General features: G+C 73.7%; 14 protein-coding genes. All 14 read right to left on the bottom strand.

What is annotated here, in order from left to right:
- Positions 1–25: 25 nt before the first annotated feature.
- The 14 genes from era to hrcA all read right to left on the bottom strand — a co-directional run bounded on the left by era (position 26) and on the right by hrcA (position 22,604).
- On the bottom strand, positions 26–1,033 hold the full coding sequence (era, locus tag FHU37_RS18295; protein WP_179815226.1) for a GTPase Era: 1,008 nt from the start codon (positions 1,031–1,033) through the stop codon (positions 26–28).
- Positions 1,034–1,120: 87 nt separating this feature from the next.
- Positions 1,121–1,486 (bottom strand): cytidine deaminase-like protein, encoded by a 366-nt coding sequence (locus FHU37_RS18290; protein WP_179815225.1) that lies wholly within the window; start codon positions 1,484–1,486, stop codon positions 1,121–1,123.
- A gap of 17 nt (positions 1,487–1,503) precedes the next feature.
- Positions 1,504–2,913, bottom strand: a complete 1,410-nt coding sequence (locus FHU37_RS18285; RefSeq protein WP_179815224.1) for a hemolysin family protein — start codon at positions 2,911–2,913, stop codon at positions 1,504–1,506.
- Positions 2,914–3,188: 275 nt separating this feature from the next.
- Entirely contained in the window at positions 3,189–3,650 is a 462-nt protein-coding gene (ybeY, locus tag FHU37_RS18280; protein ID WP_179815223.1) for an rRNA maturation RNase YbeY, read from the bottom strand.
- Between the two features lie 13 nt (positions 3,651–3,663).
- Positions 3,664–4,923, bottom strand: coding sequence for a PhoH family protein (locus FHU37_RS18275; protein WP_179815222.1), 1,260 nt, complete (start codon positions 4,921–4,923; stop codon positions 3,664–3,666).
- A gap of 204 nt (positions 4,924–5,127) precedes the next feature.
- The gene (locus FHU37_RS18270; RefSeq protein ID WP_179815221.1) at positions 5,128–6,042 is read right to left on the bottom strand and encodes a ribonuclease Z; all 915 of its coding nucleotides are present in this window, start codon (positions 6,040–6,042) and stop codon (positions 5,128–5,130) included.
- 128 nt (positions 6,043–6,170) lie between these two features.
- Positions 6,171–6,530, bottom strand: coding sequence for a histidine triad nucleotide-binding protein (locus tag FHU37_RS18265; protein WP_179815220.1), 360 nt, complete (start codon positions 6,528–6,530; stop codon positions 6,171–6,173).
- An 89-nt stretch (positions 6,531–6,619) separates the two neighbouring features.
- Complete coding sequence (locus tag FHU37_RS18260; RefSeq protein ID WP_179815219.1) at positions 6,620–10,138, bottom strand: S41 family peptidase; 3,519 nt, start codon at positions 10,136–10,138, stop codon at positions 6,620–6,622.
- Positions 10,139–10,395: 257 nt separating this feature from the next.
- Positions 10,396–10,956 (bottom strand): hypothetical protein, encoded by a 561-nt coding sequence (locus FHU37_RS18255; RefSeq protein ID WP_179815218.1) that lies wholly within the window; start codon positions 10,954–10,956, stop codon positions 10,396–10,398.
- A gap of 23 nt (positions 10,957–10,979) precedes the next feature.
- Positions 10,980–17,915, bottom strand: a complete 6,936-nt coding sequence (locus FHU37_RS29075) for a polymorphic toxin-type HINT domain-containing protein (protein ID WP_179815217.1) — start codon at positions 17,913–17,915, stop codon at positions 10,980–10,982.
- 401 nt (positions 17,916–18,316) lie between these two features.
- Entirely contained in the window at positions 18,317–19,123 is an 807-nt protein-coding gene (locus FHU37_RS18245) for a 16S rRNA (uracil(1498)-N(3))-methyltransferase (RefSeq protein WP_179815216.1), read from the bottom strand.
- A 107-nt stretch (positions 19,124–19,230) separates the two neighbouring features.
- Entirely contained in the window at positions 19,231–20,175 is a 945-nt protein-coding gene (locus FHU37_RS18240; RefSeq protein ID WP_246449979.1) for an LPXTG cell wall anchor domain-containing protein, read from the bottom strand.
- 275 nt (positions 20,176–20,450) lie between these two features.
- On the bottom strand, positions 20,451–21,587 hold the full coding sequence (dnaJ, locus tag FHU37_RS18235; protein WP_179815215.1) for a molecular chaperone DnaJ: 1,137 nt from the start codon (positions 21,585–21,587) through the stop codon (positions 20,451–20,453).
- Positions 21,588–22,604, bottom strand: coding sequence for a heat-inducible transcriptional repressor HrcA (gene hrcA, locus FHU37_RS18230; protein ID WP_179815214.1), 1,017 nt, complete (start codon positions 22,602–22,604; stop codon positions 21,588–21,590).
- Positions 22,605–22,713 lie beyond the last annotated feature (109 nt).

The following is a 22,713-nucleotide window of genomic DNA, read 5'->3' as shown; positions in this document are numbered from 1 at the left end:
TCCCTCGTGGTCGTGCGTGGTCGCTTCAGAAACCCAGCTTACGGAGCTGCTTGGGATCGCGCTGCCAGTCCTTGGCCACCCGCACGTGCAGGTCGAGGAAGATCGGGGTGCCGAGCAGCGCCTCGATCTGCTTGCGCGCCGTGGTGCCGACCTCGCGCAGCCGGGAGCCGCGGTGGCCGATCACGATCGCCTTCTGGCTGGGCCGCTCGACGTAGACGTTGGCGTGCACGTCCAGCAGCGGACGGTCGGCGGGGCGGTCCGGGCGCGGCAGCATCTCCTCCACGACGACGGCCAGCGAGTGCGGCAGCTCGTCGCGCACGCCCTCCAGGGCGGCCTCGCGGATCAGCTCGGCCACCATGGTCTGCTCCGGCTCGTCGGTCAGCTCGCCGTCCGGGTACAGCGGCGGCCCCTCCGGGAGCAGCCCGGTCAGCAGGTCGGCGAGCAGGCCGACCTGGTCGTCGCCGACGGCGGACACCGGCACGATCTCGGCCCACTCGAAGCCGAGCTCGCCGGCGAGCCGGTGCACGGCCAGGAGCTGCTCGGCCAGCTGCTCGCGGGTGACCAGGTCGGTCTTGGTGATGATCGCCACCTTGGGGGTGCGGCGCGCCTCGGCCAGTTCCTTGACGATGAAGCGGTCGCCGGGGCCGAGCTTCTGGTCGGCGGGCAGGCAGAAGCCGATCACGTCCACCTCGGCCCAGGTGGAGCGCACCAGGTCGTTGAGGCGCTCGCCGAGCAGGGTGCGGGGCTTGTGCAGGCCGGGGGTGTCCACCAGGACGAGCTGGGCGTCCGGGCGGTGCACGATGCCGCGCACGGTGTGCCGGGTGGTCTGCGGGCGGCCGGAGGTGATGGCGACCTTGGTGCCGACGAGGGCGTTGGTGAGCGTGGACTTCCCGGCGTTCGGCCGCCCCACGAAGCAGGCGAACCCGGCGCGGTGGGGGGTGCCGGCCGCGTCACCGGGGGTGCCGGTCGTGGCCGGGGCGACGGAGGGCCGGGGCCGCTTGGTCGGGGAGGACGGAACGCTCATGCCTGCCATTCTCCCCGATCGGACGCGGTGCTCCGGCCCGCGCCGGCCCCGGTCACGGCTTCCCGGGCCGGTGCGGCGGCCCGGGGAGGGAGCCGTTCAGGCCCGGGCGGTGGTGTGCGGGACGCCGTCGGGGCCGGCCAGCAGCAGCGGGGTGCCCGGGCCGCCGAGGTCCCGCACGGCCGCGAGGTCGGCGTCGGCGGGGGCGTCGGCGGTGCTGACGACGGCCGCGGCCTCCAGGCCCCGGGCGCCAGAGGCGACCGCCATGGCGACGGCCACCTGGAGGGCGCTCAGCCGCAGCGAGGGCAGCTCCACGGTGCCGGCGGCGTAGGTGCGGCCGGTCTCGTCGCGCACCGCCGCGCCCTCGGCGACGCCGTTGCGGGCGCGGGTGGAGCGGGCCAGGGTGAGGATCTTCTTGTCCTCCGGATCGAGCGCGGCGTCCGGAGAGGTCGGGGTGTCAGCCATGGCGTAAGGGTATGCGGCTACCGGTGGTGGCCGGTCGGGGAGTTCCCGGCGCCGGCCGGGGTCCCGTCGGCGTCCGCTCCGGCGCCGTCCCGCCGGTCGCCCGCCGGGGCGGCGCCGTCGTCGTCGAGGGAGTCGTCGCGGCCGTCCGGCGCCTCGGACGGCTCCTGGGGCACCCGCTCGGCGAGCACCGTGCCGATCCGGTTGCGGCGGCCGGCGGCGGACTCGGCGGTCAGCCGGATTCCGTCCACCACCACGGTCGCCCCGGGGATCGGCACCTTGCCCAGTGCCTTGCCGAGCAGGCCGCCGACGGTGTCCACGTCCTCGTCCTGCCACTCCAGGCCGAAGAGCTCGCCGAACTCGTCCACCGGCAGGCGGGCGGTCACCCGGAAGGCGCCGTCGGGCAGCGGCTCCACGCTGGGGGCGGCCCGGTCGTACTCGTCGGCGATCTCGCCGACGATCTCCTCCAGGATGTCCTCGATGGTGATCAGCCCGGCCGTGCCGCCGTACTCGTCCACCACCACGGCCATGTGGATGCGGTCCCGCTGCATCTCCCGCAGCAGGTCGGCGGCGGGCTTGCTGTCCGGCACGAAGGTGGCCGGCCGCATCACCGTGGAGACCGGCTCGGACTCCGCCGCCCGGCTGATGTGCACCCGGCGGCTGAGGTCCTTGAGGTAGACGATGCCGACCACGTCGTCCTGCCCGCCGTCGATCACCGGGATGCGGGAGAAGCCGCTGCGCAGCGCCAGGGTGAGCGCCTGGCGGACGGTCTTGTGCTGCTCCACGTCCACCATGTCGGTGCGCGGCACCATGACCTCGCGGACGATGGTGTCGCCGAGCTCGAAGACGGAGTGCACCATGCGGCGCTCCTCCTCCTCGATCACCGCGTTGGCCTCCGCGAGGTCGACCAGCGACCGCAGCTCGGCCTCGGAGGCGAAGGGGCCCTCGCGGAAGCCCTTGCCGGGGGTGAGGGCGTTGCCCAGCACGATCAGCAGCTTCGGCAGCGGGCCGAGCACCCGGGCCAGCGGAACCAGGACGGCGGCCGCCGCGATCGACACGCTCAGCGGGTGCTGCCGGCCGACGGTGCGCGGGGAGACGCCGATCGCCACGTACGACACCAGCACGGTGATCAGCACGGCGAGCAGCCCGCCGCGCCACAGCGGGCGCACGCCCCCCACGCAGGCGACGGTGATCAGCACCGCCGCGCCCATCTCGCAGATCATCCGGATGAGCAGGGTGAGGTTGAAGTAGCGGGTGTGGTCCTCGGCCAGCACGAGCAGCCGCTCGGCGCCACGCCGTCCCTCGCGCACCGCGTCCTCGGCGGTGAACCGGGACACCCGGCTCAGCGCCGTCTCGGCGCACGCCGCGACCCAGGCGAGGGCGACCAGGGCGACCACCCCGGCCAGTTGCTGCAGCAGGGTGGCGTTCACCGTGCACCACCTCCCCGCGGGGACGGCCGGTGGGCGGCGGGACGGGGACGCGGCGGGGAGGGTTGGTCGGTCATGGCAGCGGGCCGGTGGCCCACTCACACTCGCTTCCGGGGGGACGGCGGCGTGCGGGCTGCGCGCCGGGATGACGCCATGCTATCGAGCCGCCGCCGGCACGCCCCGTCCGCACCGCGAAGCCCGCGCGCACCGCGCACCCCCCGCGCGCCACGGGCCCCGCTCCCACCGCGCGCACCCTCCACCCCGTGGGCCGCCGGCGGTCAGGCCCGGGCGCGCTGGCTCCGCCACGCCTGGAGGATCTCCTTCTGCAGGCCGAACATCTCCCGCTCCTCCTCCGGCTCCGCGTGGTCGTAGCCGAGCAGGTGCAGGACGCCGTGGACGGTGAGCAGGTGCAGCTCGTCGTCCATGGAGTGGCCGGCGTCCTTGCCCTGCCGCTCGGCGACCTCCGGGCAGAGCACGATGTCGCCGAGCAGCCCCTGCGGCGGCTCCTCGCCCTCCTTGCCCGGACGCAGCTCGTCCATCGGGAAGGACAGCACGTCGGTCGGGCCCGGCTCGTCCATCCACTGGATGTGCAGCTGCTCCATGGCCGGCGCGTCCACGAAGATCACCGAGAGCTCGGAGAGCGGGTGGATGCGCATCTGGTCCAGGGCGAAGCGGGCGACGTCGAGCACCGCCTGCTCGTCGACCTCCCAGCCGGACTCGTTGTTGACGTCGATCGACATTGCGGGGCTCAGCTCAGCTCTCGGTCTGCGGTGGGTTGATGTGGTGCGTCGTCCGCGAGCGGGTGTGGTGCCCCCGCCGCTCACCGCGGGCCGCGCGCTCGCCACGGCCGGAGTGGTCGCCCCGGCCGGGGCGGTCACCGGACTCGCCGCCGCGCTCGGCCGCCTCGCGGCCGCGCTCGTCGGCGTCCCAGCGCTCGTAGGCGTCCACGATCCGGCCCACCAGCTTGTGCCGGACCACGTCGGTGCTGGTCAGCCGGGCGAAGTGGACGTCCTCCACGCCCTCCAGGATGCCCTGGACGACCCGCAGGCCGGAGCGCGTGCCGCCGGGCAGGTCCACCTGGGTGACGTCACCGGTGACGACGATCTTGGAATTGAACCCGAGCCGGGTGAGGAACATCTTCATCTGCTCGGGGTTCGTGTTCTGCGCCTCGTCCAGGATGATGAACGCGTCGTTCAGCGTCCGGCCGCGCATGTACGCCAGCGGCGCCACCTCGATCGTCCCGGCGGCCATCAGCCGGGGGATGGAGTCCGGGTCGATCATGTCGTGCAGCGCGTCGTACAGCGGGCGCAGGTACGGGTCGATCTTCTCGTAGAGGGTGCCCGGCAGGTAGCCGAGCCGCTCCCCCGCCTCGACCGCGGGCCGGGTCAGGATGATCCGGTTGACCTGCTTGGACTGCAGCGCCTGCACCGCCTTGGCCATCGCCAGGTACGTCTTGCCGGTACCGGCCGGGCCGATGCCGAAGACCACCGTGTGCTTGTCGATGGCGTCGACGTAGCGCTTCTGGTTGAGGGTCTTGGGCCGGATGGTGCGGCCCCGGTTGGACAGGATGTTGGCGGTCAGCACCTCCGCGGGACGCTCGGCGGTGGCGTCCTGCTGGGTGTTGCGCAGCATCGCGATGGAACGCTCGACGGCGTCCTCCGTCATGGGCTGGCCGGTGCGCAGCACCAGCATCATCTCGTCGAAGAGCTGCTGGACCAGTTCGACCTCGGCCGGGTCGCCGACCGCGGAGACCTCGTTGCCGCGCACGTGGATGTCCGTGCCGGGGAACGCGTTCTCGACCAGTCGCAGCAGGGAGTCACCGGAACCGAGCACGGTGACCATGGGGTGCTTGGCCGGCACGACGATGCGTGCCTGCGCCGGACCCGCGGCGTCGCCCCGAGGTGACTCGACGGACGGGTCGTGGGGGCCGCGCGCGGCGGTGGCCGCACCGGGCCTGCGGGTGTCCTGGGAGGAACGTGCCTGGGGGGTGCGCGCCTGAGGTGTACGAGTCATGGGTCGGCCGAGACGGCCTGCTCATCCCGATCTGCGCTGGCGGGCGGGTGCCCGGTGCTCTGTGGTCCGGCCGACCGCCAGGCCGCCCGGGCGCGGCTTCCGGTCAGCCGCGCTGTCTTCATGGTATCGGGAGGCTCCGACAGGGCGTCCAATGCTTTGCGGGCCGGCTCTATACCCTGCTCGTTCCCTCCGGGGGTTGGCGGGTCAGGGGCGGCGGCGGGGGACGGGTACCCGGGTGAGGTCCTCGGCGACCACCAGTTCCCCGGAGAACTCCGCGCCGGCCTCCTCGGCGAACTCGGCGGGGTCGGCGTAGCGCTGCGAGAAGTGGCTGAGCACCAGGGTGCGCACCCCGCTCTCCCGGGCGATCCGGCCGGCCTGCCGGGCGGTGAGGTGCCCGTGCTGCTCGGCCAGGAGTGCGTCCCGCTCCAGGAAGGTGGACTCGATCACGGCCAGGTCGGCGCCGTCGGCCAGGGCGAACGCCGCGTCGCACAGCCGGGTGTCCATGATGAACGCGAAGCGCTGCCCGGGCCGGCGCTCGGAGGCGTCCTCCAGCCGCACCACCCGGCCGTCCGCGCCGCGCGCCCACCCCTCCCGCAGCAGTTCCCCGACCGCCGGCCCGGCGATCCCCAGCGCGGCCAGCCGCTCGGGCAGCATGCGGCGACCGTCCGGTTCCCGCAGCCGGTAGCCGTAGGACTCCAGCGAGTGCGACAGCCGTACCGCGCGCAGCTCGAACCCCTCGCCCTCCCAGCTGGTCGCCTCGCCCTCGGCCGGCCGCTCCAGGATGGTGACCGTGTCGTGGAAGGCGCTGGCGTGGCGCATCCGGGCGAAGAAGTGCGCGCCGGACGCCGGGAAGTGCGCGCTCACCGGATGCGGCACCCGGTCCAGGCTGAGGCGCTGCACCATGCCGGGCAGGCCGAGGCAGTGGTCGCCGTGGAAGTGCGTGACGCACAGCCGGGTCACGGCGGTGGCGGGGACGCCGGCCAGCAGCATCTGCCGCTGGGTGCCCTCGCCCGGGTCGAACAGCAGCCCCTCGCCGTCCCAGCGCAGCAGGTAGCCGTTGTGGTTGCGGTGCCGGGTGGGCACCTGGCTGGCCGTGCCGAGGACGACGAGTTCGCGCAAGGGTCTTCCTTCGGATGGCGCCGCCCGGCCGGTGCGGCGGCCGGGCGGCGGGCGGTGCGAGCGGTGGCGGGCGGGCCCGGCCGGACGACTCGGCCGGGCTGGTCGGCCTGGCTGGTCGGCCGGGCGGCTCAGCCGGGGGGCCAGTTCAGCCCGCGCCCGCCCAGCACGTGGGCGTGCACGTGGAAGACGGTCTGGCCGGCGCCCGAGCCGGTGTTGAACACCGTCCGGTAGCCGCTGTCCACCAGCCCCTCGGCCTCGGCGACGGCGGCCACGTCGGCCAGCAGCGCCGCCGCGACGACCGGGTCGCCCGCCGCCAGCTCCCCGGCGTTGCGCCAGTGCGCGCGCGGGACCACCAGCACGTGGGTGGGCGCCTGCGGGTTTATGTCCCGGAAGGCGACCGTGTGGTCGGTCTCGCGCACGACGGTCGCCGGGACCTCCCCGTCGACGATCTTGCAGAACAGGCAGTCGGCCTGCGGTTCACCCGCCACCGCCCGACCTCCTCGAGTGTGAGTGTCAGCCGTGCGGCCCGCGCGGAAGCGCGCGGGCCGCACCGATCGTAGCGAGCGGGATCAGGCGATCACGGGCGTGGCGGCGCCGTCCGCGCCGGCGTGGCCGCCAGCCGCTCCAGGGCGATGCGCACCGCCTCGTCCAGCTGGGGGTCCCGCCCGGCGGCCCAGTCCTGCGGCGCGCAGACCACCTCCACGTCCGGATCCACGCCGTGGTTCTCCACCTCCCAGCCGTAGCCGTCCAGCCAGAAGGCGTACCGCGGCTGGGTCACCAGGGTGCCGTCCACCAGGTGGTAGCGGGAGTCGATGCCGACGACGCCGCCCCAGGTGCGGGTGCCCACCACCGGACCGATGCCCAGCGCCTTGATCGCCGCGGTGACGATGTCGCCGTCGGAGCCGGAGAACTCGTCGGCCACCGCGACCACCGGGCCGCGCGGCGCGTCCTGCGGGTAGCTCACCGGCTGCATGCCCCGGGGCACGTCCCAGCCGACGATCCGCCGGGCCAGCTTCTCCACCACCAGCTGCGAGGTGTGCCCGCCGCGGTTCTCCCGGACGTCCACCACCAGGCCCTCGCGGACCACCTCCACCCGCAGGTCGCGGTGGAGCTGCGCCCAGCCCGCGCCGACCATGTCCGGCACGTGCAGGTAGCCGAGCCGGCCGCCGGAGCGCTCGTGCACGTAGCGGCGCCGGTCCGCCACCCAGTCCTGGTAGCGCAGCGACTCCTCGCTGTCCAGCGGCACCACCACGACCCGCCGGAGCGCCCCGCCGGCGGCCGGCCGCACGGTCAGCTCCACCGGCTTGCCGGCCTTGCCGGCGAGCAGCGGGGCGGGGCCGGTCAGCGGGTCGACCGGGCGGCCGTCCACGGCGACCAGCTCGTCGCCGGCCCGTACGGCCACGCCGGGCGCGGCCAGCGGGGAGCGCGCCCGCGGGTCGGAGCTCTCCCCGGGCAGCACCCGCTCCACCCGCCAGCGGCCGTCGCCGTCCGCCCGCAGGTCGGCGCCGAGCAGGCCGACGGCGCGGGCCGGGTCGCGGCCGTTGCCGGGCGGCATGACGTAGGCGTGCGAGGTGTTGAGTTCGCCCTGGACCTCCCACAGGACGTCGACGAACTCGTCCCGGGTACCGACCCGGGCCAGCACCGGCAGGTAGCGGCGCCGCACCGCCTCCCAGTCGGGGCCGACCATGCCGGGGTGCCAGAAGTGGTCGCGCATCAGCCGCCACGCCTCGTCGTACGCCTGCCGCCACTCGGCGACCGGGTCGACGTCGAAGCGGATGCGGTCGAGGTCAGGGCGGACGTCGTCCTCGGGGCTGTCCGGGGAGGGCTTGCGGTCGGCCGGGACCAGCCGCAGCCGGTGGCCGTCCTGCACCAGCAGCCGGGTGCCGTCGCCGGTGACCTCGTAGGAGTCGACGGAGTCCAGGAGCTCCTCGGTGCGCAGGCTGCCGAGGTCGAACCGCTCCAGCACGGTCTCCGGCGCGTCGTCGTCGGGGGTGGCGAGGTTGTCGCCGAGGACGCCGGCGACCGGCTCGCGCAGCCAGAGCACGGCGCCCTTGGCGGCGCGCAGGGCCGCGAGGTTGCCGGCGGGCACGGGGAAGGGGACGACCCGCTCGGCCAGCCCCTCGCGGTCCACGCTGGTGCGCGGGGCGCGGTCGGCGTTCCTGCCGCCGTTCTTGGCGCCCGCCTTCGCGCCGTCCTTCGCGCCGCCGGCGTTGCTCCCGGAGCCGTTCTCGGCGTCGTCCGCGGCGCCGTCCCCGGTGCCGGAGGCGTCCTCGGTCTTCTTGTCGCCGTCGCCGGTGTCGGAGTCGTCCTCGGTGTCGTCGCCCGAGGGGTCGTCGTCCCCGCCGAAGCCCCGGCCGCGCAGCAGCGGGTCGAAGGGCGAGGGCGTCTCGGCGGCCAGCGGCAGCAGGAAGGGCCGGCAGCCGGCCGGGAAGGACAGGTCGAAGACGTGCGCGTCGTAGACCGGGTCGAAGCTGCGCACGGAGAGGAAGGCGAGGTGCTTGCCGTCGCGGGTGAAGGCCGGGGAGAAGTCGGCGAACCGCAGCGGCGTGGCGTCGAAGACGGCGCCGGCGACGTCGCCCTCGTCGGCCTTCGCGAGGTCGGCCAGGCGGAGCTGGCGCAGCGGCTCCGGGCCGGGGCTGGACCAGGCCAGCCAGCGGGAGTCCGGGGAGAAGGTGAGGCCGTCCGCGTCGCCGTGCTCGCTGCGGGCCAGCTCGGTCAGCTCGCCGGAGGACACCCGGAGCAGCAGCACCCGTCCGTCGTGGGTGGCCAGCGCGATCCGCTCGCCGTCCGGGGAGGCGACCATCTCCAGCACCCGGCCCAGCCGCCCGGCGGCCAGCCGGCGCGGGCCGCCGGCCCGCTGCCGCCCGTCCCCGGTGTCCTCCGTCCCGTTGCCCGGGGCCTGGGCGCCCGCCCCGGCCGCCGTCGTCCCGTCGGCGGCGTCGCCGGTGGGCGCGATCACCACCGCGTCCTCGCCCTCGGCGTCGTCCACCCAGGCCGCCAGGCCGGTGTCACCCAGCAGGCGGGGCAGCCGGGCGCGTACGCCCGGCTGCACGGACAGCGCGCGTGCCGGGCCGAACCACGCGGCCGTCCAGTGCACGGTGCCGCGCACCTCCACCAGGGCGCCGCGGCCGGTGCGGTCCGGGACGGCGTCACCGAGGTGGCGGCGCACGTCCACCGGGAAGGGCTCCCGCCCGGTGCGCGGCCCGCCCAGCCGGACCGCCAGCCGGCGCGGCTCGGCGAATCCGCCCGGCGCGCCGTCGCCGGCCGGCTCCAGCAGCCACAGCTCACCGGCGCTGTGGTAGACGACCCGGGCGCCGTCCCCGCTCGCCCCACGGGCGTAGAACTCGGTGTGGTCGCTGTGCCGGCGCAGGTCGGTGCCGTCCGGCAGCACCGAGTAGACGTTGCCGATGCCGTCGTGGTCGCTGAGGAACACCAGCCGGCCGCCGATCCACACCGGCGACTCGATGTTGGCCCGGCCGTCCAGTTCGGGGAGCAGCCGCCGGAACTCGGTCGGGGCCAGCGGACCGGCCGGCTCGCCGATCCACAGCTTCCCGGCGGTGCCGCCCCGGTACCGCTTCCACCACGCCGCCTCGCGGTTCATGCCCGCCGACAGCAGCGCCACGGCCGCCGGCCCCTCCCCCGCCGCCTTGGGGGACTGCCAGGCGACCGCGCCGACCGGCCCGTAGGGCAGCCGCTCCGCCGGCGCGCCGTCCAGCGGCACCGCCCGCGCCCACACGCGCCGCGCCGACGCCTCGCCGGCCGCGCTCAGCGCCAGCACCCGCCCGTCCGGCGTCCAGCCGCGCACCACGGTGGTACGGCTCCCCCAGTGGGTGAGCCGCCGCGCCGGCCCGCCCTCGACCGGGGCCACGTACACCTCGGGAGCACCGTCCCGGGTGGAGGTCCACGCCAGGTGGGTGCCGTCGGGGGAGAAGCGGGGGTGGGAGACGGACACCTGGTCGGCGGTCACCCGCCACGCCCGGCCACCGTCGAGTGGGGCCAGCCAGACGTCGTCGTCGGCGACGAAGGTGATCAGGTCGCCGTGCAGGTGGGGATGGCGCAGGTAGGTGTCGGTTCCGGCGCCGGGTTTCTCAGTCACGCGAACAGCTTGGGTCACGCGCGCCACGCTAGCTCCGACGGCCGGATTCCTCAGCCCGTTTGGGTGTCAGAACCGGCACGTCCGCCCCGTCAACCCCGCCGGCAAGCGGAGAAGCCCTGGGGCCGAGGACCCAGGGCTTCTCGTACGAGGACGGCGACCGACCGCACTGCCGCATGCCCCGGGAATGTCATCGCGGGACGGCCATCGAAAGCACCGCACCACGAGTTCCCGGGGACAACGACGATGCGGCCAGTATCTCACACCCCGCCTTCGAGTTCCTTCAGACTGGCCTGCAGGAGAGCCTGGAAATCCTCGATCCCATCGAGGCGGAGCACGCTTCGCAGATGATGGAGCGCCCTTTCCCTCATCTCTTCACACCTGAGCCCGCACATGAGGATGAGATCGATGCAGGCTCTCCGCGATTCCGATTTGACGCCGTTTTCCAGAATCTCGACATACGCGGGAAATCCACGGCAGATCTCACTCATGCACCGATCCACCGAAACCGGCCCGTAGCATTCCGGGTCCGTGTCGTCCACCGTGCCCGCCGAGATGTCGGAAAGGATGCCGAGGATCAGGTCCTCGTTGTGCTGCGAGCGGGACCACAACCCGTGCACCAGGCAGCTCGCCACCGCTTCCGACGCCTCACAGAGCAGTCCCTGTCCGTCGATGACCCGCTCGACGCGGCGCGCCGCGTCGAGCGCGGCTTCCCGGCCGTCCGCCCCCAGGAGGGCATGGAGCGCCGGACCGAGCGCCCTGGCGTCACCCGCCACCCCCTGGAGCGACGGCCAATCGTGCCGACCGATCTCGTTTTCCATCCTGCGCGTCTCCCGACAGGCCACTAATCGTACTGACTCAGTTCGTCCGTATCGAATACGGTCCCAGGCTCCTGGAAGGCGCCCCTACCGAACTGCGCCTCGCATGTGACGCATATGTTAACCTGCCTCCCCGTTCTCGGGCGAATAGCGGAGGTGAACACGATGTGCGCGGGATCCCCTCCAAGCTGATTGACAACACACCACTCCGCACACACGCCGCGCCCGTTCGAAGCACCGGCGGCGTACTGCCCGGTTTGCGTGTTGTAACCGGCGGTCACCGTTGCCGGACGTCGGCTTGCTGGCCCGTTGTTCAGGTCGTTCGCGTACTGGTCGCGGAGCGCCTGGGCCCGCGCCATCAACTCGTCGCGCGTGAGCCCCGCGCCGTCCCGGGGCCCGGTCCCGCAGTTGTGCACGAGGACCGGGTCCGTCCCCGCCGCCACGTAGTACGTGTGGAGTTCCTCGACCGTCAGGTCGTAGGTGCGGGCCGTGCCGTGGTAGGTGCGGACGCCGGTGACGGTGACCGTGTCGCCTGCCGGGGTGCGCAGTTCGGCGCCCTCGGCGAGGTCGCCGGCGTGGACCCAGGTGTCGGTGGCCTCGTCCCAGAAGGGGTGGTGCGAGGTGGCGATGATCTCCGCCGGACCGCCCGAGGTGGCGACGGTGATCTCGGTGAACTCCTTGTCGGAGTCGGTGATGATCGTCGCCACGACCCTGCGCGCCCGGGTCTCGCCCGTCTCCGGGTCCGTGGCCAGGACCTCGTCGCCGACCTCCAGGTCGTCGATGTCCTTGCGGGTGCCGTCGGCGAGCAGGACGTCGGTGCCGGCGAGGAAGGAGTGGCGGCGGCCGCCTGTGACGCAGGTGGTCACGTCGTCCAACTGGCGGGCCGCGTCGATGCCCTCGTCCAGGTAGCGCAAGCCCGTGACGGCTCCTCGGCCGCCGGGAATGAAGGTGGCCGCCGCGCCGCCGCAGGCCATGACGTTGAAGCCGCCGCCGGCGATGCTCGTGCCGCAGTCCAGGAAGTCGTTGACCCCCGTGACCTCGGCGACTACGTCGATCCCGTCGTCCCGCGCCCATTCGTAGGTGTCCACGGCGCGGTCGCCGAGCCAGCCGAGCCCGTCACCGGCCAGGTCACCGAGGCCACCGAGAAAGCCGCCGCCTCCGCCGCCGCCTCCACCACCGCCGCCGTCACCGCCGCCGCCTCCGCCACCGCTGCCTCCACCACCGCTGCCGGACAGGCCGGGCGGCGGGGCGCCGGTGCCGCAGCCGTACTGCGGGTGGCACACCTGCGCGGGGGACGGGTTCTTCGTCGCGGTGATGTTGCCGTTGCCGTCCTGCTCGCAGCTGTACCCGCCGTTCCAGCAGGTGTCGAGCATCAGCCCGGTGGGGTCGGTGAAGGTGACGGGGTTGTTGTTGCTGTAGGCGTAGCCGTTGATCTGCTGCGGGTTGGTGAGGTCCATCACCGGGTCGGCGCTGATGAAGCGTCCGAGGTCGGCGTCGTAGAGGCGGGCGCCGAGGTGGATCAGGCCGGTGGGGTCCTGGGTGCCGCCGACGAAGGTCTTCTCGTCGGGCCAGGCGGTGGGCTGCTCGCCCCGGGGCTCCCCGTAGGGGGTGCTGCGGCGCTGGGTGAGCCGCTGCGTGGCGGTGTCGACGCTGGTCTCGGCGGTGCCGTTGTGGTCGGCGATCTGCAGGTGGACGCCGCCATCGCTGGCGCGGACGGCGGTGTGGCCGCCGCCGAGGTCGTAGAAGCGGCGGGCCTCCTCCGTCCCGGTGGTCCGGTCCAGGATCACCTCGGTGCCACCGAGGTAGAGGACGGTCTCGGTGGCGGTGCGGCGGATCAGGCGGTTGCCGTCGGCGTCGTAGAGGAACGAGGTGGTGCCCTCGGGCCCGGTGACGGAGGCGACCCGCCCGTCCGGCGTCCAGGCGAGGGTCTGCTCGTCGCCGCCGATGACGCGCGCGGTGGTGCTGCCGGCCGCGTCGTACTCGTAGCTGGACAGGGTGGTCGTGCCGTCCGGCCAGCGGGTGGTGGCGGACCGCAGCGTGTGCGGCTGGGCCTCGCCGGGGGCGGGGTAGGCGTAGGTGATCGTGGTGTCCTGGCCGCCGGCGGTGGTGGCGTGCTCGACCTGCCGGGTGCGGTTGCCGACGGCGTCGAAGGTGTGGCTGGTCCAGTAGGGCGCCGGACCGCCGAGCACGGCGGTGCTGGGGGTGGCCGAGCAGGTGGTGTCGCCCTCGGTCCACGCCTCGGTCATCCGGCGCAGGTGGTCGTAGGTGAAGCACTGGGTGTCGGTGCCGCCGGCGGAGACGTCCGCCATGGACAGCACGTTGCCGGCGTCGTCGTAGGCGTAGGTGACGGAGCGGTCGACGCCGGGAACGTCCTCGCGGTCCACGCGGGTGTCGTGCAGGCGCTGGGTGCCCCACTCGTAGGAGTTGGTGACCCAGGTCGCCTTGGTGGCGCCGCCGGTGAGGGTGTACTGGAGCGGTTTCCCGGTGTGGCTGTACTTCACGTCGGCGACGTAGGTGACGTTCCCGGTCCCGGTCAGGCCGACGACTCGCTTGATGTCGTCGTAGATCGGGGTGATCACCTCGCCGGGCAGCACGGTGGCACCGGCCGCACCCGGTACCGCGGGGTAGGCGGTGGATTGGACGGTGTCGTCGGTGTTGTACGCGGTGCCGCTGGTGTAGGTGCCGGCGAGCGCCTCCTCGCCTTCCGCCGGTGGGATGACCACGGAGGTGGAGACGGGTCGGTAGAGGGTGTCGTAGAGGTTGACGCGGTTGACGTAGGCGGCGCCGTCCTGGTCGTAGCGGGTGGAGGAGGTCAGTTGGCCTTCGGCGAGGGTGTCCCAGGTCCAGGTGGCGAGCAGGGGTCCGGTGGCGGAGCCGGATCGGACGGCGGTCTTGCGGCCGATGTTGTCGTAGGTGTGGTGCAGGGTCTGGCCGCGCCCGTCGGTGACGGTGACCAGTTCGTCGCGGTTGTTGTAGGTGCGGGTGGTGGTGCCGGCGTCGGGGTCCACGCTCCGGGTGAGCCGGCCGAGGATGTCGTACGTCCAGCTCCAGGTGTTGCCGGCCGGGTCGACGGCCTCGACCAGTTCGCCGCGCGGGTTGTGCTGGTACGTCATGGCGTCGTGCGCGCCGGTCGGGGTGGGCCCGTGGTACTGCCACAGCTCGGTGGCGTTGCCGCGCGCGTCGCTGATCGTGGTGGTGGCGGTGCCGCCGTCCGGTGGGGTCATGTGGACGCGGTCGCCGCCGTAGGCGTAGGTGGTGCGGGACAGCTCGTCCGGGGCGAGGCCTTCGCCGTTGCCGGCGAAGTGGCGCTCGGTGAGTACCCGGCCGAGGCCGTCGTAGGCGAACGCCGTCTGCGACTCGATCGCCGCGGGCTTGTCCGGGAGGAAGAGTGCGGGGGCCGGGGCGCCGGTGGTGTGGTGGGCCGCGTAGGTGCGGTCGACCTGGCCGCGGGCGTCGTAGAGGGTGTCGGTGAGCAGCCGGCCGCCGCCCGGGCCCGGTGCCTGGGTCTGCCGGGGGCGGAGGAAGCCGTCGTAGAGGACGTAGCTGGTCTTCGTCGTGGTGCCGTAGAGGGTGGTGGTGCCGACGGCGACGATCGCGTCCTCGGCCACCTGGTAGCTGTACTCGTACGTGGGGGTTCCCTTGACGTCTCGGTTGGGCAGCCACACCCGCAGGAGCCGGCCGAGTGCGTCGTAGGACTGGGTGGTCACCCTGCCGTTGGTGTCGGTGACCGAGGTCGGCATCCCGCGCACCGGGTCGTGCTCGGTGGTGGTGACCTGGGCGGTGCTCGCGGTCCAGGCCACGGCGGGGGGTGTGGTGACGGTGACCTTGCTGGGACGGCCGGTGGTGGGGGTGTAGGCGGTGGTGGTGGTGCGGCCCGCGTGGTCGGTCGCGGTCAGCTGGCGGCCGTAGCCGTCGAAGGTCGCGGTCGCGGTGCGGTAGGACGGCGTGCCGTTGGCCAGATCGCTGATGGTCTGCACGCTGGTGGCGTCGCCGCGCACCGGCGCGGCGCCGTGCGCGAGCCCGTCGTAGGCGGTCCGCACGTCCGAGATGACCTGGCCCGCCTCGGTGGGCTCGGTGGAGCAGGAGCCGGTCCAGGAGCGCTGCCGGGACGCGAGGTTCAGCAGGTTGGCGGAGGCGTTGTCGACCCAGGTGGTGGTCGTGCAGCGGTCGTCGTCCGCCGTGGCGACGTCGCCGAGGTCGGCGATCCGGGTGACCCGGCCGGCCACCGTGTCGTGGGTGGTGTTGGTCCGGGTCTCGCGCCAGCGCTCACCCGCGCCGTCGTCCAGCGACACGAAGGCGCGCGCGGTCGCGGTGCCGGTGAAGTGGGCGGCGATGGTGCCCCAGTCGCGGGTCTTGGAGGCGGTCCGGTGGCGCCAGGGGGTGTTGAGGGTCTTCTCCAGGACGACCCCGTTGGGCCTGGAGTAGGTGAGGGTGCGGTACTCGAAGCCGGCGTGGGCGTCGTGGTCGGTCAGGGTGCCGCCCTCGCCGTCCTCCACGGTGACGGTCTTGGTGCCGCCGTCCGGTCCGGCCCGGTCGCCGTCCATGCCGCGCAGGAAGTAGTGGTCGGTCTGCGTGGTCATGGTCTGGTTGCCACCGGTCTGCACCCGGACCAGACCGTAGCCGCGCCACTGCGACCACGTCTTGTACTTCTGCTCGGTCAGGCCGTCGTCGTCGTCGAAGTGCCAGGCGCCGCCGCCGTAGTACGTGTACCGGGTGACGGCCTCCGGCGCGCCACCGGTGCGGTCGGTCTGGACCACGTCGGTGACGACGTACTTGTTGAACCACTCCCGCACCGGATCCGTCGCGCCCGGCGGGGTCCAGTACTGCGGGAAGCACCGGGTGGTGTTGGTCTGCGGCGTCGGCAGGGCGTTCCAGTCGCAGGCCGGGGCCGAGTAGTTCACGTCCGTCTGGCCGCCGGTCTCGTCCGTGATGGTGGACAGGCGGTGCTTGATGAACGGCGCGATGCCGTCGCCCATCCGGTCCAGCCGGTTCGGCGCCTGCTCGTAGACGAACTCCGTCGCCGGCAGGGTGATCGCCGGCGTCGCGGCGCGGCCGGTGTGCCGGATCGAGGTCGGCAGCAGGGTGTAGTCGATGTCCCCGGTCGCCCACCGGTGCGTCAGCGCCCAGGAGTCGACGTCGGTGAAGCCGCCCGACGTGTTCAGCACCTGGCTGGTGACGGTGGTCAGCCGGTGCCGGGACCAGAAGGTCGGCGAGAAGCGTCCCTCGTCGCAGTCGGTCCCGGCGGCGCAGTTCAGGTCCCACGGCGTGTCGTACCAGTAGGTGGCCTTGTCGTCGATGGTGTCCGCCGCGCAGGTCACACCGGTCTCAGGCAGACAGCGCTGCGCGGTGCCGAAGACCACCCTGGCCAGCGCCTTGGCGCTGTAGACGGTGGTGGAACGCAGGCCGTACTGGATCTCCTTGAGCACACCCCCGCGCACGTACGGGGTGTCGTCGGCCGCGGTGAGGTAGCGCCCGTAGGAGTTGGTCTCCTTCTGGTAGAAGTACGCGATCGCGTTGCCGTGCGGGTCGACGACGTAGTCCAGGTTCCAGCGGTACGCCTGCTGGCACCAGGAGTCGGCGAAGGTGCCGGCGTGGCACGGCTCACCGGAGTCGTTGCCGTACACCGGGACGGTCCACGTCGAGTCGGTGACCGGGTTGCCCGACGCCCATCCGGGGAGGCGGTGGTAGCCGAAGAAGTACTGCGTGCCGTCCGGCGTGGTGACCTTCCAGTACTCGCCGTTGTTGTCGCCGTTGGCGCGGCCCGAGTCGGTCAGCCGCTCGACCCGGGTGCCGTCGTCCTCCTTGAGCCGCCAGGTGTTCGTGCCGTCCGGGATGAGTTCGCCGGCCCGGCCGTCCATGCTGAGCGTGGCGTTGTCGTACGCCCAGCACTGGTCGCCGACGTCGTTGCCGTCCTTCTCCACCCCCTCGTCGGCGCAGGGGTTGTAGGACCGCTCGATGTAGCCGGGCCACAGCTCGAAGCCGTCCCCCACCCAGGAGGACTGGTTGTTCGAGGCGGAGGTGCGCCCGTCGACCGAGCCGGAGGAGTAGTCCACGGAGACGGCCGGGACCAGGCCGCCGGGCACCTCCGGCACCGGCATGTCGTACGACCAGGAGAACTCGCCCGAGTTGAGCCCGACCTCCCAGGAGGCGGCCGAGGACAGCTCGGTGGCCTTGTAGTCGCCGGTCTCGCCGCTGTCGTCGGCCTCAGCGGCCAGCACGACGGCCGGGGACGCGGCCGGGGACGCGGTCGAGGCGGAACGATTCGCCACACCGTCGGGAACGGCCGGCAGCTCCACCGCCCCGGCCGTCACGGTACGCCCGGCCGCGTCGTTCACCGACTCCACCGGGGTGCGTTCCCGGCACTGGGGGCGCTCCGGGGTCGTCAGCGCGCAGGACGGCAACTGGACCAGCCGCAGCCGGGAGCCGTAGCCGCCGCCGAAGGTCTGGGCGAACGCGGAGTAGTCCAGCTCGACGGCCACCTCGCCGCCCGCGCCGGGCCCGGTGCCCGCCAGGGTGAACAGCAGCCCGTCGACGCCGGCCCGCTCGGCCGCCGCCCGGTCCAGCACCTCCACCCGGACCCGCTCGACGGCCTCCGCCGCGGCCCGGGCCCCGGCCCCGCCGCCCGAGGCCGGATGGACGCTGACCGGCGAGCCGGGGCCCGCCTCGGCGGTGGAACCGCCCGCGCTCGCCGCGGCGTCCTTGGCGACGGCCCGCTCCAGCGCGGGATCCGTCCCGGTGACCGTCACGGTGCTCACTCCGGCCGACGGCCACTGCGCCGCCGGCGCGGCCGCCGGCGCCGCCGTCGGGTCGTCCGGTCGTGGCCGCACCGCGCCGTCCCGGCCGGTCAGCGCCGGCTCGGAGGCCGGCAGCTCGGGACGTCCCCCTCCCCCGCCGTCAACCGGCGCCGCCGCCACCACGGTCGGTGGCAGCAGGCTCATCAGCAGTGCCGCGGCCAGCGCCACGGTCGTCGCAGGGCGCGGCGCGGGCCTGCCGCGCCCACGCCGCCACGGGGCTCGGCGTCCGCCGCCGCGCCCCTCCCACCGCCCGGTCCCCATCCCGTGTCCCCGTCTCTGTGAAGGGCCGCCGCCGAGGCGGGGCGACCCGCTTGTCGGAAGGCACCACTCAGGCCGCGCTCGCCGCCTGTGGGGCGGGGGGCGCGGCCTGGGATGACGCGACATCAGGATGTTTGAACACGGTCAGGAAGTCGTTGACGCACGGTCCACGGTTTCTTGACGTCGCGTCCACCGGGGCCGGACACGACCGGGCGCGGGAGGGGCGGGAGGGGTGGGGGCCGCGACCGCGGGCCGTGGTGGAGGGATGGGGCGCCCGGCCGCCGGACGCGCGGCCGGGCGGACGCCGGCGCTCAGGCGTCCGGGGAGCTCCAGCGCCCGGACGCGGCGAGGAGGACCGCCGCGGCGGCGGTGCCCGCCGTGGAGGTGCGCAGCACGGTGCGACCCAGGCGGCGCGGCGTGGCACCGGCCTCCGCGAAGGCCGCCAGCTCCTCCGGGGCCACCCCGCCCTCCGGGCCGACCACCAGCACGATCTCGCCGGTGGTGGGGACCGCGGGGGCGGCGGGGCCGGCGAGCGGCGCGGTGCCCTCCTCGTGCAGCACCACCGGCCATGCCGCCTCGGCGAGCAGCCGGGTCACCGCCGCGGTGGACATCGGCTGGTGCACGGCGGGGAACCGCAGCCGGCGGGCCTGCTTGGCGGCCTCGCGGGCGGTGGCCCGCCACTTCAGGAGCGACTTCGCGCCGCGCTCCCCCTTCCACTGGGTGACGCAGCGGGAGGCCTGCCAGGGGACGATGGCGTCCACGCCCACCTCGGTCATGGTCTCCACGGCGAGTTCGCCGCGGTCTCCCTTGGGAAGGGCCTGCACGACGGTGATGCGGGGGCGCGGCTCGGGCTCGTCCAGCACCTCCAGCACGGTGGCGACCAGCGCCTGCTTGCCGTCGAGTTCGCTCACCTCCGCCAGGGCCCCGCGTCCCGCCCCGTCGGTGAGCACCAGTTCCTCGCCGACGCGCATCCGCCGCACCGCGACCGCGTGCCTGCCCTCGGGCCCGTCGAGGCGGAGGTGCTGGCCGGGAGCGGCGGCGGCGAGCGGGGAGGTGGTCGCGGCGGCGTCGGGATCGGTCGGCTCGCCCGTGCCGAGGAGGAAGACAGGTGCGGTCATGGGTCCAGTCAATCAGCAGCCGTCGGCGCGGGCGGACGGCCGACGCGACGGCGCCGGGGCGCTCCCCGGCGAGGAAGCGCCCCGGCGTCGTTTCGGCTTGGGGTGGGTCAGCTGCCCGAGCGGGCGGAGCGGCGGCGCACCAGGAGCAGTGCGCCGACACCGAGCAGCAGCGCCGCCGCGATCGAGGTGACGGTGATGGAGGCGCCGGTCTGCGCCAGGGAGCCGTCGCCGTCGTCGTCCGGCGAGGTCGCCGGGGCGGACTCGGCCGGCGCCGGGGCGGAGGCGCCGTCGGACGGCTCGGTGCCGCCCGCCACGCCCGGCTCGCCCGTGGAGCCCGTGGTGGTCTCGCCGGTGGTGGCCTCACCGGAACCACCGGTGGTGGTCTCCCCGGAGCCGCCGGTCGTGGCCCCCCCAGAGGTGACCTCACCCGAACCGCCGGTGCTGGCGCCGCCGGTGGTGGCCTCGCCGGAGCCGCCGGTGGTGGTCCCACCGGTGGTGGCCTCACCGGAACCACCGGTGGAGGTCTCGCCGGTGGTGGCCCCGCCGGAGCTCGTCTCACCGGTGGTGCCGCCCTGGTCGGAGCCCTCCGACGAGCCCCCGGTGGTCTCCGTGGAGTCGTCCTCGGCGGGGCAGGTGTGCGACAGGTTGAACAGCTCCAGCTCGCCGCCCCGCACCTCGGCGACGGCCGAGGTGAGCGTGGCGCCCGGCTCCGACGCCACGTAGGCGTGCTTGTCCGACGGCGGGCCGAAGTCGGTGATCACCTGCTGCCCGCCCGGCTCGAAGGTCACGGTGAGCGTGACGAAGTCGGAGGAGTTGCCCGGGAGCACGAAGTGCCACCCGTCCTGCCCCTCGGGGATTCCCGGGCAGCCGTCGCGACCCTGCTGCGGGGCGCCACCGTCGTCGGTGGTGGCGGTGCGCGGAAGCTCCTGGCGCAGCTCCACGGTGTACGTGGAGTCGGCGGCGGTGGCCGTGGCGGCCCCGGCCATGACGGCGAGCGACGCGGCGGCGGGGATCACCGCCCAACGGGCCATGGTCGTGGAACGAACGGACATGACGGATCCTTATCGCGGGGACGGAACGCCGGGGATCAGGCGGTTCAGCCTGCTGGTAGCGGTGTTTCCGGGTCAAGGCCCACTTGCGGCGATCAAGGGTCTTTGTCCGTTCTGCATGGGATTGCCCTGCACAACAGTCCTCTCACGGAATTTTCATAGGACTGTCACGAACTCGTCCGGCGACTTGCCTCCGGACGCGACGACGCCCGGTCGGGCGCCCACCCCGTCCGGGTGTGGGCGCCCGACCGGGCGTCGGGCGGTTCGTCCGGGCCGCCTCAGCGGCCGTTCAGCGCGTCCTTCAGGCGGGAGAACAGGCCCTGCTGGCCCGGGGAGAACTGGCCCGCGGGCCGCTCCTCGCCGCGCAGCTTCGCCAGGCGGCGCAGCAGTTCCTCCTGCTCGGCGTCCAGCTTGCCGGGCGTCTGCACCTCGACGTGCACGATGAGGTCGCCGCGTCCGCCCGCCCGCAGGTGGGTGATGCCGCGCTCGCGCAGCGGGATGGACTGCCCGGACTGGGTACCGGGGCGGATGTCCACCTCGGCCGTGCCGTCCAGGGTCTCCAGCGGGACCTTGGTTCCGAGCGCCGCCGCCGTCATCGGGATGGTCACCGTGCAGTGCAGGTCGTCGCCGCGCCGCTGGAACACCGGGTGCGAACGCTCGGCGATCTCCACGTAGAGGTCGCCGGCCGGGCCGCCACCCGGGCCGACCTCGCCCTCGCCGGCGAGCTGGATGCGGGTTCCGGTGTCCACGCCGGCCGGGATCTTGACCTTCAGGGTGCGGCGGGACCGCACCCGGCCGTCCCCCGCGCACTCCGGGCACGGGTTGGGCACCACGGTGCCGAAGCCCTGGCACTGCGGGCACGGCCGGGAGGTCATCACCTGGCCGAGGAAGGAGCGGGTGACCTGGCTGACCTCACCGCGCCCGCGACACATGTCACAGGTCTGCGCGGAGGTCCCCGGGGCGGCGCCCTCGCCGTTGCAGGTGGCGCAGACCACGGCCGTGTCCACCTGGAGCTCCTTGGTGGCGCCGAACGCCGCCTCCTCCAGGGTGATCTCGACCCGGATCATGGCGTCCTGGCCCCGGCGGGTGCGCGAGCGCGGGCCGCGCTGCGCCGCCGTGCCGAAGAAGGCGTCCATGATGTCGCTGAAACCGAAGCCGGCCGCTCCGCCGCCGAACCCTCCGGCGCCGCCGCCGCTGCTGGACAGCGGATCGCCGCCGAGGTCGTAGACCTGCCGCTTCTGCGGATCGGAGAGGACCTCGTAGGCCGCGTTGATCTCCTTGAACTTCTCCTGCGTCTTCGGGTCGGGATTGACGTCAGGGTGCAGCTCGCGGGCCAGGCGCCGGAACGCCTTCTTGATCTCGTCTGCGGTCGCGTCCTTCCGGACGCCCAACACTGCGTAGTAGTCCGTGGCCACCTATGACTCCGCCAGGATCTGTCCGACGTACCGTGCCACTGCGCGTACCGCTCCCATCGTTCCCGGGTAGTCCATGCGGGTCGGGCCGACCACGCCCAGCTTGGCGACGGCCTCGCCGCCCGAACCGTAGCCGACGGAGACGACGGACGCCGAGGAGAGCCCCTCGTGGTCGTTCTCGTGGCCGATGCGCACCATCATGGCCGACTCGCCGGCCTCCCCCAGCAGCCGGAGCAGCACCACCTGCTCCTCCAACGCCTCCAGCACCGGCCGGATCGTCATCGGGAAGTCGTGGCCGAAGCGCGTGAGGTTGGCCGTGCCGCCGAGCATGATGCGTTCCTCGGTCTGCTCGGCGAGGGTCTCCAGGAGGGTGGCGATCACCTGCCGGACCACCGGCTGTTCGTCGACGGCGAACGACTCCGGGAGACCGTCGAGCAGCTCCGGGACGTCGGTGAAGCGACGCCCCGAGGTGACGCTGTTGATCCGCGCGCGCAGGTCGGCGAGGAAGGTCTCGCCGACGTCGCCCGGGGTCTCGATGTTGCGCTGCTCCACCCGCCCGGTGTCGGTGATCAGCACCAGCATGATGCGGGACGGTGCCAGGCCGAGCAGCTCGATGTGACGCACCGTGGAACGGGTGAGCGAGGGGTACTGGACGATCGCCACCTGCCGGGTGAGCTGCGCCAGCAGCCGCACGGTGCGGGCGACCACGTCGTCCAGGTCCACCGCGCCCTCCAGGAAGTTGGAGATGGCCCGGCGCTCCGGCTGGGAGAGCGGCTTGACGCTCGCCAGCCGGTCGACGAACAGCCGGTAGCCCTTGTCGGTGGGCACCCGGCCGGCGCTGGTGTGCGGCTGGTGGATGTAGCCCTCCTCCTCCAGCGCCGCCATGTCGTTGCGGATCGTGGCTGGAGAGACGCCGAGGTTGTGGCGCTCCACGAGCGCCTTCGAGCCCACCGGCTCCTGCGTGCCCACGTAGTCCTGGACGATCGCGCGCAGGACTTCCAGCTTGCGATCTTCCACCATGGCACGCACCTCCAGACGCCCGCCGCCCGGCTTCCCCGCCTGGCACTCCGACCGCCGGAGTGCCAGATCATCCGTCCCCGCCAGTGTACGGCCCCGCACGCTCGACCGG

Source organism: Allostreptomyces psammosilenae (genome assembly GCF_013407765.1).
In the GTDB taxonomy this organism is placed as follows: domain Bacteria; phylum Actinomycetota; class Actinomycetes; order Streptomycetales; family Streptomycetaceae; genus Allostreptomyces; species Allostreptomyces psammosilenae.
The sequence above is the reverse complement of the archived record's forward strand: the minus strand, read 5'-3'. Positions and strand labels throughout refer to the sequence as shown.